Origin of the sequence: Vibrio maritimus (genome assembly GCF_021441885.1) — a bacterium.
Lineage (GTDB): Bacteria > Pseudomonadota > Gammaproteobacteria > Enterobacterales > Vibrionaceae > Vibrio > Vibrio maritimus_B.
The window spans coordinates 1,701,437-1,714,364 of sequence record NZ_CP090439.1; the positions used below are offsets into that span (position 1 = coordinate 1,701,437).

The following is a 12,928-nucleotide window of genomic DNA, read 5'->3' on the forward strand; positions in this document are numbered from 1 at the left end:
TGTAATACGACACGTCAACAAGAGAATCTAACTTAGCCAAAGGTGGCGGCCGTGGTGAGTAAAAAGACGTTTAAGAGGTAACCAACATGAGTATTAAACTAATAGCATTAATTGTAGCCCTTGTTTCGGTTGTTCCATTTGGTAACAGCAAAGAAATCACGGAGGAAAAAATAGATAGTCAATTAGAGGAAATTGAAGACAAGTTCACCCCCCGTATACTCGGTGAACTATTCGGTACCATGAAAGGGTGCAGATTATCGGGGAGAATTTCAAAGGATAGTGAAGCAAAAGTATTGGGAGAAGGACGCTTCGAAGAGATTACCGATGCAAAGATCCGGAGTCCACAGAATGTGATTGTATTTGATACTGCATTTTATTTGGCATTTGATAACGCGCATCGAGGCGATGTTAGTTGCAAAGATTTTAGTGAAAGTCTCACGAAATATGTTGATAAAGCGGATAGATACAATCAGCTTATCTCTTTATCTAAAGCAACCAAGAACAGTTGAGCCCAATTTATTGGGCTTTTTTTACTGATGCGATCTGCGAGTTGTGCAATTGGAAGGTGATGAAATTGTCCGGTAAATGTCAGAATGAGAGTGTTAGCACGAAAATCAAATAGTACCATTCGACATCCCGATGGGTACCTAATTTCTAAAGTATCAATTAAATCAGTAGTGTTCGCCTCGAAGCGGGAATAACCCGAGATAATAGTTACTTCGAGGTAATAAAATGAAAAAAACAGCAATTGCACTAACCGTGGCGGCACTTTTTACATCTAATTTGGCTGTAGCAAACACTAAAGCAGGTGACTTTAAAGGTGGGTTAGAGTTTGATTCTAAGTTTAGTATGAACAATGCAAAACACGCAGACAAGGAAGGCCCCAATGGAGATACAGCGCCTTTGCGTAAACAAGATTTCGGCGCAAAACTATTTTTGAGCTACCAAGGTGTTGGTCTATCGATCAAACACAAAAATACTCAAGAGACGGAAACAAACATCAACTATACTTACGGTTGGGAGCACGTTTGGCTCAAAGGTGAAGCCGAGCATGTTGGAAAAACGTATGGAAACAACCAACAGAAACTAGGCATTACTATTGGCTCACACCTAAACGGCTTGTTTGATACTAGTTTACGTTACCGTGAAGATAGAGATACTCAAGGTACGGAGAGTACGCGTTCTAAAGTGAATCGTGTGGACTTATTTGTAGGTAAGCAATTAACTGACAATCTTTACTTGAATGCTAAACTTATCAACTTTGACCAGCAGAATAGTCAGATTAATTCGCAACCTGGCAACAAGAAGAATTGGAACAATGTAGAGGTAAAAGCGACCTTTACGGGCTTTGATAACTTCAAACCATATGTAGAATATGAAAATGCGTTTGTGCAAAAAGTGCAGCGTCGAGATGACAACCTAAAAGTCGGTGTTGTGTTCCCATTCTAAATATCTTTTAAGATAGATACATTATCAATAAACAGAAAAATATTATGAGAGCCTTCGAGAAATCGAGGGCTTTTTTGTTTAGTTCGCTTTTGATCTATTCGCTTTCTCGAGCGTTACCTATTTTGCTGCCTCAATGCAATTACGTTAAATTCACCACGTTCAATTCTGCTTGATTTTTACGAGGAAAAATTGAGCATTTGATATCTATAATCGAGGTAAAGAAAATGAAAAAATTGCTTAGCGCAATTGGACTACTTGTAGCGTTTGGAGCACACGCAGGTGATGATACAGCACTAGAAAAAAAGCAAGAACCGACCGACAAGAAAGAAGAGATTAACTATGGAGACCCAACAGCTATCTTTAAGTCTTTTGGTGTTCTTCATAATCTAGATGGCGGTGTTCAAGCGAACATAATTTATGGACACGGGAAAAACTACTTTCAAGTAGACTTAACGAGCCAATATAAAGATCAAAAAGGTAAAGAAGGTACTAAAGGGTTTAATTACCGTGCGCGCTACTTTTATGTGGATGAAGGGCTTGGATTTAGCGGTGACATCATCGGTACACACAATCAAAATACCAACTCGACTATGGCCCTAGGTGGCATAATCTACAAGATAAATGTGACTGAAAACTTTATGGTATTCCCTATGCTAGCAGCGGGATACAGTCACGCAAAATCAAAGCATTCGAATGAGGAAAGCAGTACGCCAGTCGTTCAACCGGGCTTGTACGCGATGTATGCATTTGACGGAGGACACTGGTTATATGCGAATCCTAAAATGACCCATGAGTTTCGCGATCCTCGCAATGCAGATTACCAAAAGTACGATAAAAACCAGTGGGAGGTCGAGTTTGGTGGCGGTTACATGCTAAATGACTGGTCCTCGTTAGAGGTGAAGGTAGAGCACAAGTGGGCGAATAAGACTCGCCGCCCGAATGCATCCAGACTAAACAAAGATGACACCGTTGGGTGGGTTAAGTACGCCGTATTTTGGTAAACTATCAACGATAAATACTTTTTAATAAGCCCTGGCATATGCCGGGGCTTTTTTGTATCTAATGAATATTAAACAAAGCTTTATACAGTAACTACTAGTGTCGATATTTAGTGAAATAATAAACGACCTATTCGATTTTTCGAGCGGTACCTAATTATGATGTTTTTCTTAATTCATTTATTATTCTCCTCGCTGACAAGGGAGACCTTTCAGTAATGGTCAGTCACTCGATGGTATGAGTGACTAACAACCATGGATGGCCTTTTAAATATCAAATTAATTTTCGAGGCTAAATATGAAAAAGCAAACTCTAGCACTAACACTAATTCTTGGTTTAACTTCTGGCGCAGCATTCGCAAAAGATGACTACAGCGGTTTCCGCGTAGGTGTCGGTGCGGTTTCTGGTCAAAAATCTGCAATTGATGCAGATGCAAAAGTATCAAAACCAACAGCTAAAATTGAAGCTGGTTATGACTTCAATCGCGTATTCTCAGTCAACGGTTCTATTACGGACCAACGCGGTGAAACTGGCAGCTACAAGATGAAGGGCAATGAAGCAAAACTTGAAGGTGAAGTTGGTTACGCGTTCAACGTTGGTCAAGGTTGGGACATCAAGCCTTACGTTGCTGCAGGTGTAGCTCACTCAAACGGTACAATTGAAATTGCGGGTGAATCAGACCGAGTACGTGGTACGACACTATCAACGGCAGCTGGCGTACGCCTAACAACACCTATTGGTATCTATGTTGACGGCCGTATGCAAAAGAACCAACTGTCAAAACAACAAAAGCGTGAATCACGCTTTACCGACAGCTCTCAAGCTGCGGTATCGGTAGGCTTCAAATTCTAAGGTAGCCTCGACGGCTTGATTTATTATCGAGCCATTTAATTAAGCCCCGGCATTTGCTGGGGCTTTTTTATATGCGTTGTAAGTAACTCGCAAAAAAATAGATAGGTTATATGTTTAATGAGGGATAAAAATCATTTTTTGAGGGGCTTGGATAGGTTGCGGTTTAGGGTCACGGAAGGGGTTTCGTTATAAAATCGACGGTAGTGCTCAATAAATTTGCTAGTGCTTGTAAAACCCATTTCAGCGCCTAGGTCGGTGACAGACAGCGAATTGGATTGGCTTACGATCAGCTCCTGACGAGCAGCATTGAGTCTTACGTTAAGTAGGAAAGAGTAGGGGGCAATTCCCAATGAGTCGTTAAAAGCACGTTGCAGAGTTCGCCCTGTCGTTCCGATTTCTTTGCTCAATTGCTCTACGGTCATGTCCGGGGTGCTTTCTTGATGCTTACGCACATATTCTAGAGCCCGTTCTACCAGCTGTTGTCGACTATTCGGCGTAAGCGCTTTAGACGCATCAGCATGATGAACACACTCTTTCAATTGCTCCAAGATTTTACTTAACCAATCGTTGCTTTCTTGGTGTTCAGGATCATATGAACAAAACAATAGCCTTAATTGTGCAGACACCGATCGAATTAACGGGTGGGTTAGAGTGTGAAGGGTGTATGGGTCGATACCTAAGTCCATCGCGATTTGGTTAGGTATGATGATATCTATGTCTTCCCAAGACTCTGGACTGGCATAAAAGCCAAAATTATCAGGGATAACGAGTATTGTATCTTCTACGGTGTTGAACCCACGCCACTGAGAGGTCGTATCGCCGCTAGAGGAAAACAGCAATCTGACTGAATCCGATGGCGTGGTGGTTTCTAAGTAAAGAGAGCGATCACAGACCTGACGGCTAATTTCTATACCCCCTTGGCTTAACTGCCATAAAGAGATGTTTAAGTCACCAGGGCTAAGTTGTATAGCGGAATGAGGTGCACAAACACTGGTTTGAGAACCAAAGTAGAGGCTGAGACCTGTTAACTTATGATGTCGATAATCACTCAAGAGTTGCCTCCGTTTTTCCTGCTCTAACAGAATAGTCGTGCGGTGTTCTAATGTCGACATGGCGACTATTTAATAGCCACAATATAAAACAGTAGTTATTGTTTTTCTGAAATATTTTCTGTCATCACGAAAGTTGTCCGAAATAGTATATTGACCCGTTCATCTTTAATGCAAACTTTGCAGCGTTGCGAAGGAATGTCAAATCACAACCTTATTTAATGGATAAATCAACTCAAATCCAATAGGAGATTTTTATGACTATCGTTGCAAAACCTGAGACGAGCGCAGAACAGTGGTCGCTATACAACAAAATGTGGGAAGACCAAGTTCGCGGGAAAGGTCTGAAAGTGTACGAAGAACATGTAATGGCACAACTTCGTGCTTGTATGGTAGGTGACCCGTTCGATATTTACATTCCTTATGTGACGCCAGAAATTCATGGTCTGATTAAAGATAACATGACACCTGAAGCTCAAAAAGAATGGTTAGAAAATGGTGGCGCGCACATGCGTGACGTCGACCCTGAAAGATATGAAAAAATGGTGGAAGAGTGTGCTGCAAGAGACAAAGCGTATGAAGATGCTGGTATTACCATCGTTAAAAACCGTATCGGCTGGACACCAGATGAGATTGTGAATGACTATGCTTCATATGCAAACCAAAAGTACCTTTCTCTTTATGCAGGTGCACGCTGGCAGGTAGCAGAAGAGTTCATTCTTCATGCTGAAACGGCAGGTCCTTGTAAGCCGACACCTGTCGCTGCACGTGCAGCGCTGTTGGCTCTGATTGAAGAAGATCCAACAGGTAACAGCGCTATTGCTGCTTTCCCTAACCCTGAACCCGATCCGAACGTTATCGGCCCAGGTATTGCTGGCCTAGATTTAGCCGACTGGCGATATATGCCGGGTAAGACGCTACTGTTTGGGCTTGGTGCTCCTTCGAAAGAATCTATCGCTGAGATTGAAGGTGGAAACGGCGATCTTACACCAGCAGGTACTCCTCGTGGACGCGACCTTTATATGCGTCTCTTGGAGAAACTGGGCATCAAACAAGATACGTGGTATTTCGATAGTAACATTAGTTACCACCAAGACTGCATCATGCTGAATGTTCAAGAAGGTGTTATTGGTTTACCGGACGATGGTAAAAACGGTATGTGGAATGAAGAGCTTCCTGAGTGTATCCGTGACTGGGAAATTATTCCGCTACCATTAGAAGATATTGCTCGAGGTGTTGCTAACTCAACGGCAATCGGTGATGGTCGAATCTTTATGGATTCTAGCTGTACTAAAACGATGGATATTCTTGAGAAACGTGGCTTTGAACCGATTCCAGTACCGTACCAAACATGCTGGCAGACATTCAACAGCGGCATTGACTGCTCGGATACCAACATCTGGCGCGAAAATGACTAATTGAAATGGCCCGGTTTTTTAAACCGGGCCATTCTTATATGAAAAGGCACTAAGTTCTTTTGAAATGTTCAGTTAAAAACAGTTGAACTTCGCCTCCATTTGCACCTTTTAAGCTAACAAGGTCAATCGGAATCTGGAGCTTTATTCGCATAATGTCAGACTCGAACCTAACCATGCTGCCAATCGCTTCACGCTCTTCAATCAATTCTTCTGGCAAGCATGTCCATCCAATTCCTTGCTCAGTGAGCCTAACCGCATCATCCAACGATGTCGTTTTCCAGTGAATGGGAGAATAGATCATGTAGTTCGCTAACAGTGGATTATCCTCAATACTTTTACATATTATTTGGCGACTACTGTAAAGCATTTGTGCGCTTACTATAGGGACATCGGCCAAAGGTGAATCGGGTGCACAGCCGAGCGCCATTGGCATCATTCTCACGCCCGAAAACTCAATACCTTCATGAGGGTTACCAAAACTTGCAATAAGTGCGAGTTCTATTTTCTTATCCAGAATTAGCGCCAGTAGTTGTTCTCTCGGCGCCCTTAAAATCTCTATAGTGGTGTGTGGATATTTTTCTGAGACATTCTCGATGATGGTCTCAACCATAGTGGTGGGCACAAGCTCTCCAAGACCTATGGTGAGAGTGGATTCAACGGAAGAAATCGAATCTTCGGCAGAACTAATAATTGTTTCTACCTGCCTAAACAGCACATTAGCTTGGGCATATAGACGCTCTCCGTTAGAGGTCAGTCTAGGATACCGACCTGCTCGATCGAATAACGCAACACCGAGGTGGTCTTCTAAGGTAGAGATTGCGGTGCTGATGGTCGTGAGCCCTTTCCCCGTTTTTCTGGCTGCACCTGAGAAAGAGCCAGCTTCAACCGCTGCACAAAATGCACTTAACTGTTCCAATGTGAACACTTCTATCTCCTGCAGGTTCATGTCTTTGTTAAAGAGGTTCTCCAACCACGCTCTACGTCCCCTTAATCGCAAGCATAGCATCTTAATATGCCACTATCCTTCCGAATTTCGGAAGGAACCCTTTTTAGAGCTTTTGTATTATTCATTTATAGTCTGCTTCGAAGACGAGGTGCAGAGTGGCGTTGAATCTACAGAAGATAAATCATGTGCGTCTGTTCAGGTTCACGAAAATACTATCGATGGTTAAATCTGGCACTTTTTGAGTTAGAGCAAGGATGCCTTTAAATTTTTTATTGCGAGGCAAATATTATGACATACAGAACTTATCCAACCGTGAAAGAGTTAGCTTACAACCCAGTTCCTAAACCAGAATGTAAAAAGGAACAGTGGAAACTCTACAATGAAATGTGGGAAGAACAAGTCCGTGGCAAGGGCATTAAAATGTTCTGTGATTGGGCAGGGGCTCCACTGAAGGCTTGTATTGTAGGTGACCCGTTTAGCATTTATGGCCCGGATATCGAATCCCCTGAGCTTAAATCGCTATTTGCAGATAATACCGATGAAGAGTTTAAAGCGACCATGGAGCGTCGTGCTAACAAACCACTAAAAGAAACAGACCCAGAACTATTCGATAAAATTGTTAACGAAATCGATGCACGTGATGACGCTTACGAAAAAGAGGGCGTAATTATCATCCGTAACAAGCTTGGATGGTATCCAGATGAGATTATTAACTATAACGCTGCTTGGGGTGGTTCTAAGTTTTTATCTATCTATGGTGGTGGATACTGGATCACAGTAGGTAATCTGTGGGCTGGTGCTAAGTCGCCGGGTGTTTATGGTCAGGAGTCGGCTGCACAAGCTGCAGTGGCGGCAATTTTACAAGAGGATCCCAACTCTCGTATGTATCAGTGTGCAACCAAAGAGCCTGATCCTACTGCGGCGAGTGGTGGTCTATTTGGTGTTGACCAAGCGGATTGGCGCGTTTTTCCAAATAAACACATCGTTTGGCACTATGCTACCGCCAAGGCTGAAGATTGTTCAGAAGACATTGATCCTTATATCGTTAGTGGTGGTACACCAAAAGGGCGTGATGTGTATGGTCGTGTTTTTGAAGACTACGGCTACACGAGTGAAACAGTGTGGTTCGATAGTAAGCTCACATATCACCACGATTGCCTGCACATGAATCTTGTCGATGGCATGTGTGGTTTGCCTGATGTCGAAGGTTACGGTTATCACGGAAAACTGCCAGATGCGATTAAAGATTGGAAGATTCTACCGATTCCCCTTGAAGAGCAGCAGATGGGGGCGATGAATGGTGTGACAACTGGCACAGGTAAATACTTCATCGATAGTCGTTGTGTAAAATCGATGGAAATCTTGAGGGAAAATGGCATAGAGCCTATCCCGGTTCCTTATGAAACGATTTGGGAGATGTTCCACAGTGGAATTGATTGTTCTGATTCTTCCATCTGGCGTGAATATGACTAATTAAATTTAGTCATCTGTTAAAAAGGTCACTCAATTACGAGTGACCTTTTTTGATCAGCATACGTTTTTTCAATCTTTCGATTCAGTCGAAAGTTAGTTTTTTTGAGCTTTTTAGGATTTATCTATAATAGACCCAAGAAAGCGATTGGTAGGTAAGCCGATTGAATAGCAAGGGATTGTGGTTATGAGTACGAATATTCCTTGCTTCAACTTACTGCTAGGATAAGTCGTGTAAATGTCCACAATAGAGCGTTGATACGGTATCAATATCGTTGAAACGAACCCTTCAAAATTCTACTCAATTACCTTTGAAATACTCAGGCAAAGATAAACCTTGAACATATTTGCAAACAATTGGATTTGTATTGCGTAACCCTGCATATGGACTGCTTTGCGATGACCTTTAGGTCTATATAAGTCATTCATTAGTTAGAGGCGATTACGATGAATATTCAACCATTACAAGAACGTGTGCTGCTGAGAACCATTCAGAAAGAAGCAAAATCAGATGGCGGCATTGTTTTAACGGGACTATCCGTGAATAAACCTAATAGAGGCGAAGTTATTTCATGCGGTCACGGGTACCTGTTAGCAGACGGTTCGCGCAGAACATTAGAAGTTAAGCCTGGTCAGGTCGTCTTGTTTAATCCTGCTGCAGTGCAAATGGAAGAAAAAATAGATGGCGATAGTTATGTTCTTATTGGCGAGCATGACATTGTCGCTGTAGTGACTGAATAATTTAATCCAAGATTACTAGAATTGAGAGAAATACTATGTCAGCTAAAAATGTAACCTTTGCTAACGATGCTCGCGTTAAAATGTTAAACGGTGTGAATATCCTTGCTAATGCAGTCAAAGTGACGTTAGGACCAAAGGGTAGAAATGTCGTTCTCGATAAAATGTTTGGTGGTCCTGTTATTACCAAAGATGGTGTATCCGTAGCAAAAGAGATCGAACTTGAAGATAAGCTAGAAAATGTCGGTGCACAAATAGTCAAAGAAGTCGCTTCTAAAGCAAATGACGCGGCTGGTGACGGTACAACGACTGCGACCGTACTTGCCCAGTCCATTGTAAACGAGGGGCTAAAAGCGGTTGCCGCAGGTATGAACCCTATGGATCTTAAGCGAGGAATCGAAAAAGCGGTTGTGGCAGCAGTAAAAGAGCTGCGCGCGATGTCTCAGCCTTGTGACAGCGAGAAGGCGATAGCCCAAGTTGCCACTATTTCAGCTAACTCAGACAGTTTGGTCGGGGACATTCTTGCTGATGCGATGAAGCGTGTAGGCAAAGAAGGTGTGATTACCGTTGAGGAAGGGCAAACACTCGAAGACGAACTCGATGTAGTAGAAGGCATGCAGTTTGATAGAGGTTATTTATCCCCTTACTTTATTAACAAGCCTGAAACTGGGACTGTTGAGTTGGAAAATCCACTTACTCTGCTGATTGATAAACGTGTCTCTACCATTCGAGAGTTAGTTCCGGTATTGGAACAAGTATCGAAAGCAAATCGTCCACTGTTCATCGTCGCTGAGGATCTTGAAGGGGAGGCCTTGGGTACTTTGGTAGTGAATACTATGCGCGGTATCGTAAAGGCAGCAGCAATTAAAGCACCGGCATTCGGTGACCGCCGCAAAGAAATGTTGCGTGATATCGCTGTTCTAACTGCTGGTACTGTCATATCAGAAGATACAGGCATGACATTGGCTGATGTGACAATGGAGCATTTAGGTCATGCTAACCGTATTGTCGTGACTAAAGAGACGACAACCATTATCAATGGCGCAGGCACAGAAGAAGCTATAAATGGCCGTGTCGCTCATATCAAGCAACAACTCAATCAGAATACATCAGATTATGACCGAGAGAAGATGCTAGACCGAATTGCTAAATTAGCTGGTGGTGTGGCGGTTATAAAAATAGGCGCAGCGACTGAAGTTGAAATGAAAGAGAAGAAAGACCGTGTCGACGATGCACTTCATGCCACACGAGCAGCGGTAGAAGAGGGTGTAGTGCCAGGTGGTGGAGTTGCTTTGGTAAGAGCAGCTTCAAAACTGAATGGTCTATTGGGTGAAAACGAGGATCAAAATGTTGGTATACGTTTAGCACTTCGAGCTATGGAGGCACCGCTTCGCCAAATCGTCGCTAACGCAGGCGGAGAAGGTTCCGTCGTTATTCACCACGTACAACAGGGCGATGGTGCGATGGGTTATAACGCCGCGAACGATACATATGGTGACATGATGGAAATGGGGATTTTAGACCCAACGAAAGTTACGCGCTCGGCTTTGCAGTTTGCGGCATCTGTTGCGTCTCTATTGATCACCACTGAGGCAATGGTGACAGATGTACCATCACATGAACCAGCAACACCACTCATACCATCTCGTAATGCTGGCGTGCCAAATATGGCACCTTTGTCTTAAAGTTACTGTGTAAAGACCTCCTCGGAGGTCTTTTTTGCCTTCTGTAGTTTGAGTGTTACTCTTATTAGATAACTCATCAAACGTTACTCTTTATGCTTTCACTAGAACAACTTACCGTATTTAAAGCCGCTGCGGAGTTAGGCAGCTTTTCAGCTGCAGCTCGCGACACTGGTAAAGCAGTAAGCACCGTCAGTAACTCTATCTCTAATCTAGAGGTACATCTTGGGATCCCCTTATTCGATCGCTCTACTCGAATACCGACATTAACTCCTCAAGGCGAGCAGCTCTTTGCGAAGACTCAGGTACTTTTTCAACAACTTGATGGGATAGAGCACATTGCACAAGATAGTTTTGCAGAAATGGAGAGCCAAATTCATATAGGAGTTGACGAGCTGATACCTTCGCAGCTTTATGAAGTTCCTATTGAGAGAGTAACCAGAGATTATCCCAACGTTAAAGTTACTTTAACAAGAGGTACATCAAAAGTGCTTCAACAGCTTTTGTTAGATGGAGACGTTGACCTGGCTATGGCAGTAACAGGAGAAAAACTGGATTATAGGCTGAGTGTAAAAGGATGTGATAAGGTTACTTTTGTATTGGCGTGTTCACCCGATCATCCGTTCGCTGATCAAGAGATAGTGACTGACAAAGAGATGTATCAAAATCGACAGATTACTTGCAGTGCAATGAACAAGAATCCTCAACTAGCATCGGTCTTCTCGTTTTCCCCCGATATTTGGAGTGCTAGCAGCCAAGAAGATGTAATCAGATTGGTTGAGCAAGGTATGGGGTGGGCCTTAGTGCCAAAGGCGATGGCAGACGAGCGTAGCCTTTTAGGAAGCTTAACTGAGTTTCACTCTGATATGGTGAACGTTGAAATCGCCTTTCCAGCCGAACTGTTTTGGGTTAGCGAGCGAAAATGCGGTCCCATTATGACTCGCCTGCAGCAAGAGTTAAGCCAACAAACGAAATAACCAGCGTTTTTCATCGAAAGTATATTACCCCGCAGTCCCCCCTGTTACTTCTAAGCTCTCTAGCTACGATAGATAATTTCGTAAATCATCGACAATTGCTACTAACTATTGGTTATAGCTGGGACTTTGGGAGTGAAAGGCGAAATGATAAAACACCACTGGATGTTGGTCCCTCTAATTGTCTTATTTGTGTTGGTATATCTACTACCGTCCGAGAAGGTTGACCAAAACCCGAAACATGCGGAGTTAGAAGCAGGAGCTACTCATCCATGGAGTAATCCGAATAATGATGCCGCTTCAGAGTCGGCGTTAAATCAAAACCATCCAAGGACCATTACACCACGCGATAATTTAGAGCAATTGACGCGTATCAACGAGCAACTAAGTGGTCTGAATGAAACCCGGTTAAAAACGAACCTAAATGGATTCTCAGAAACTACCGCAGACCTAGAAGCGTACTATGATGACACATGTTGGCTGACCTTCTATTTGTCACTCGGTTATGACGAGGATGATATTGCCGCCATGATTGCTCTTCGTAGCCAGTCTATGTCTGACGAATATCAACAAAATGCGAGTGATCCAGACCCATCGATACCGCCACATTCAATAATTGTCGAGATGCTAGCGAGTAATGTTACTGCCTATCTTCGTGATGAAGCAGGGATGACGTTTCAAGAAGTCATAGACTTCTCAGTACAAGATATTCACCAAAGCTACTCAGTACCAAATGAGACCATTGTAGACTTTGCTCATTTGTATTTGATTGATGAGTTGGAAAGACGGTTAGAAAACTATGCGGTCGATGAGCAAGAAGTGCAATTTGACGAAAACAGTTCGGCACTTACGAGGCAGTTTGTTGCTTATCTAGACTCTGACGATGAATATATACATCAGGCCAAAGATCCAGTAGTGTTTTCAGAAACTAACCTTGTTGAGCAAGAATATGACGTTGAGAGTGAAACCATCGAGTGAAGGGCCAATAACTGTTTCTTTCAGCGAGAGTGAAGGTGTAAAGTTTAGAAGGGGTAACGAGCCATTTTCTAATGCCCCTTTGTTAGATGATCCAGCTGTTATGCTCCTTTATTCAATAGGATCTTGTATGGCTATTTCCGTCCAAAGACTGGCGAAGCGAAGAAAAGTCGATATCAACCCATTTCAAATTCGGGTGATAGGGCACAAGGGCCTAACTTTGCCGGCTCACTTTGCGAGTTATGAACTTGAGTTAAGTCGAGGAATTCATCCGGATACAGAAACCGCTCAACAGTTGCTCAAAGATGCCAAGAAAATCTGTACTATCGGTAACAGCGTTTCAGGTACCTTTGAGCTCACATTAGAAAGCTAGTTG

The 12,928-nt window shown here is 43.0% G+C and carries 13 protein-coding genes; 11 read left to right on the top strand and 2 right to left on the bottom strand.

Annotated elements, in window-relative coordinates:
* Window positions 1-86: 86 nt before the first annotated feature.
* The 4 genes from LY387_RS24065 to LY387_RS24080 all read left to right on the top strand — a co-directional run bounded on the left by LY387_RS24065 (window position 87) and on the right by LY387_RS24080 (window position 3,300).
* Window positions 87-509, top strand: a complete 423-nt coding sequence (locus tag LY387_RS24065) for a hypothetical protein (protein ID WP_234496688.1) — start codon at window positions 87-89, stop codon at window positions 507-509.
* 223 nt (window positions 510-732) lie between these two features.
* Window positions 733-1,449 carry a hypothetical protein gene (locus LY387_RS24070; RefSeq protein ID WP_234496689.1) on the top strand — a complete coding sequence of 239 codons (717 nt, stop codon included), beginning with the start codon at window positions 733-735 and terminating at the stop codon, window positions 1,447-1,449.
* A 224-nt stretch (window positions 1,450-1,673) separates the two neighbouring features.
* On the top strand, window positions 1,674-2,450 hold the full coding sequence (locus tag LY387_RS24075) for a hypothetical protein (protein WP_234496690.1): 777 nt from the start codon (window positions 1,674-1,676) through the stop codon (window positions 2,448-2,450).
* A 295-nt stretch (window positions 2,451-2,745) separates the two neighbouring features.
* Entirely contained in the window at window positions 2,746-3,300 is a 555-nt protein-coding gene (locus tag LY387_RS24080; RefSeq protein ID WP_234496691.1) for a porin family protein, read from the top strand.
* A gap of 131 nt (window positions 3,301-3,431) precedes the next feature.
* On the opposite strand, the gene LY387_RS24085 is transcribed toward LY387_RS24080, so the two are convergent.
* Window positions 3,432-4,412 carry a helix-turn-helix domain-containing protein gene (locus tag LY387_RS24085; RefSeq protein ID WP_234496692.1) on the bottom strand — a complete coding sequence of 327 codons (981 nt, stop codon included), beginning with the start codon at window positions 4,410-4,412 and terminating at the stop codon, window positions 3,432-3,434.
* Window positions 4,413-4,606: 194 nt separating this feature from the next.
* Between LY387_RS24085 and LY387_RS24090 the strand changes: the two genes are divergently transcribed.
* The gene (locus LY387_RS24090; protein ID WP_042471758.1) at window positions 4,607-5,767 is read left to right on the top strand and encodes a hypothetical protein; all 1,161 of its coding nucleotides are present in this window, start codon (window positions 4,607-4,609) and stop codon (window positions 5,765-5,767) included.
* Between the two features lie 49 nt (window positions 5,768-5,816).
* Here the strand turns inward: LY387_RS24090 and LY387_RS24095 are convergent, their stop codons facing one another.
* Window positions 5,817-6,692, bottom strand: coding sequence for a LysR family transcriptional regulator (locus LY387_RS24095; protein ID WP_234496693.1), 876 nt, complete (start codon window positions 6,690-6,692; stop codon window positions 5,817-5,819).
* A 309-nt stretch (window positions 6,693-7,001) separates the two neighbouring features.
* Between LY387_RS24095 and LY387_RS24100 the strand changes: the two genes are divergently transcribed.
* The 6 genes from LY387_RS24100 to LY387_RS24125 all read left to right on the top strand — a co-directional run bounded on the left by LY387_RS24100 (window position 7,002) and on the right by LY387_RS24125 (window position 12,925).
* Window positions 7,002-8,186, top strand: coding sequence for a hypothetical protein (locus tag LY387_RS24100; protein WP_234496694.1), 1,185 nt, complete (start codon window positions 7,002-7,004; stop codon window positions 8,184-8,186).
* Window positions 8,187-8,630: 444 nt separating this feature from the next.
* A complete protein-coding gene (locus LY387_RS24105; protein WP_234496695.1) occupies window positions 8,631-8,924 on the top strand; it encodes a co-chaperone GroES in 294 nt (97 codons plus the stop codon).
* Window positions 8,925-8,959: 35 nt separating this feature from the next.
* Window positions 8,960-10,606, top strand: a complete 1,647-nt coding sequence (gene groL / locus LY387_RS24110; protein ID WP_234496696.1) for a chaperonin GroEL — start codon at window positions 8,960-8,962, stop codon at window positions 10,604-10,606.
* Window positions 10,607-10,698: 92 nt separating this feature from the next.
* The gene (locus tag LY387_RS24115) at window positions 10,699-11,580 is read left to right on the top strand and encodes a LysR family transcriptional regulator (protein ID WP_234496697.1); all 882 of its coding nucleotides are present in this window, start codon (window positions 10,699-10,701) and stop codon (window positions 11,578-11,580) included.
* 144 nt (window positions 11,581-11,724) lie between these two features.
* Window positions 11,725-12,555, top strand: a complete 831-nt coding sequence (locus LY387_RS24120; RefSeq protein WP_234496698.1) for a hypothetical protein — start codon at window positions 11,725-11,727, stop codon at window positions 12,553-12,555.
* 127 nt (window positions 12,556-12,682) lie between these two features.
* Window positions 12,683-12,925, top strand: a complete 243-nt coding sequence (locus tag LY387_RS24125; protein ID WP_234496699.1) for a hypothetical protein — start codon at window positions 12,683-12,685, stop codon at window positions 12,923-12,925.
* Window positions 12,926-12,928 lie beyond the last annotated feature (3 nt).

Bases quoted from the DNA above. Each gene is read 5' to 3' on its own strand.
- LY387_RS24065 (WP_234496688.1), top strand. From the start codon at position 87: ATGAGTATTAAACTAATAGCATTAATTGTAGCCCTTGTTTCGGTTGTT.
- LY387_RS24070 (WP_234496689.1), top strand. From the start codon at position 733: ATGAAAAAAACAGCAATTGCACTAACCGTGGCGGCACTTTTTACATCT.
- LY387_RS24075 (WP_234496690.1), top strand. From the start codon at position 1,674: ATGAAAAAATTGCTTAGCGCAATTGGACTACTTGTAGCGTTTGGAGCA.
- LY387_RS24080 (WP_234496691.1), top strand. From the start codon at position 2,746: ATGAAAAAGCAAACTCTAGCACTAACACTAATTCTTGGTTTAACTTCT.
- LY387_RS24085 (WP_234496692.1), bottom strand. From the start codon at position 4,412: ATGTCGACATTAGAACACCGCACGACTATTCTGTTAGAGCAGGAAAAA.
- LY387_RS24090 (WP_042471758.1), top strand. From the start codon at position 4,607: ATGACTATCGTTGCAAAACCTGAGACGAGCGCAGAACAGTGGTCGCTA.
- LY387_RS24100 (WP_234496694.1), top strand. From the start codon at position 7,002: ATGACATACAGAACTTATCCAACCGTGAAAGAGTTAGCTTACAACCCA.
- LY387_RS24105 (WP_234496695.1), top strand. From the start codon at position 8,631: ATGAATATTCAACCATTACAAGAACGTGTGCTGCTGAGAACCATTCAG.
- groL (WP_234496696.1), top strand. From the start codon at position 8,960: ATGTCAGCTAAAAATGTAACCTTTGCTAACGATGCTCGCGTTAAAATG.
- LY387_RS24115 (WP_234496697.1), top strand. From the start codon at position 10,699: ATGCTTTCACTAGAACAACTTACCGTATTTAAAGCCGCTGCGGAGTTA.
- LY387_RS24120 (WP_234496698.1), top strand. From the start codon at position 11,725: ATGATAAAACACCACTGGATGTTGGTCCCTCTAATTGTCTTATTTGTG.
- LY387_RS24125 (WP_234496699.1), top strand. From the start codon at position 12,683: ATGGCTATTTCCGTCCAAAGACTGGCGAAGCGAAGAAAAGTCGATATC.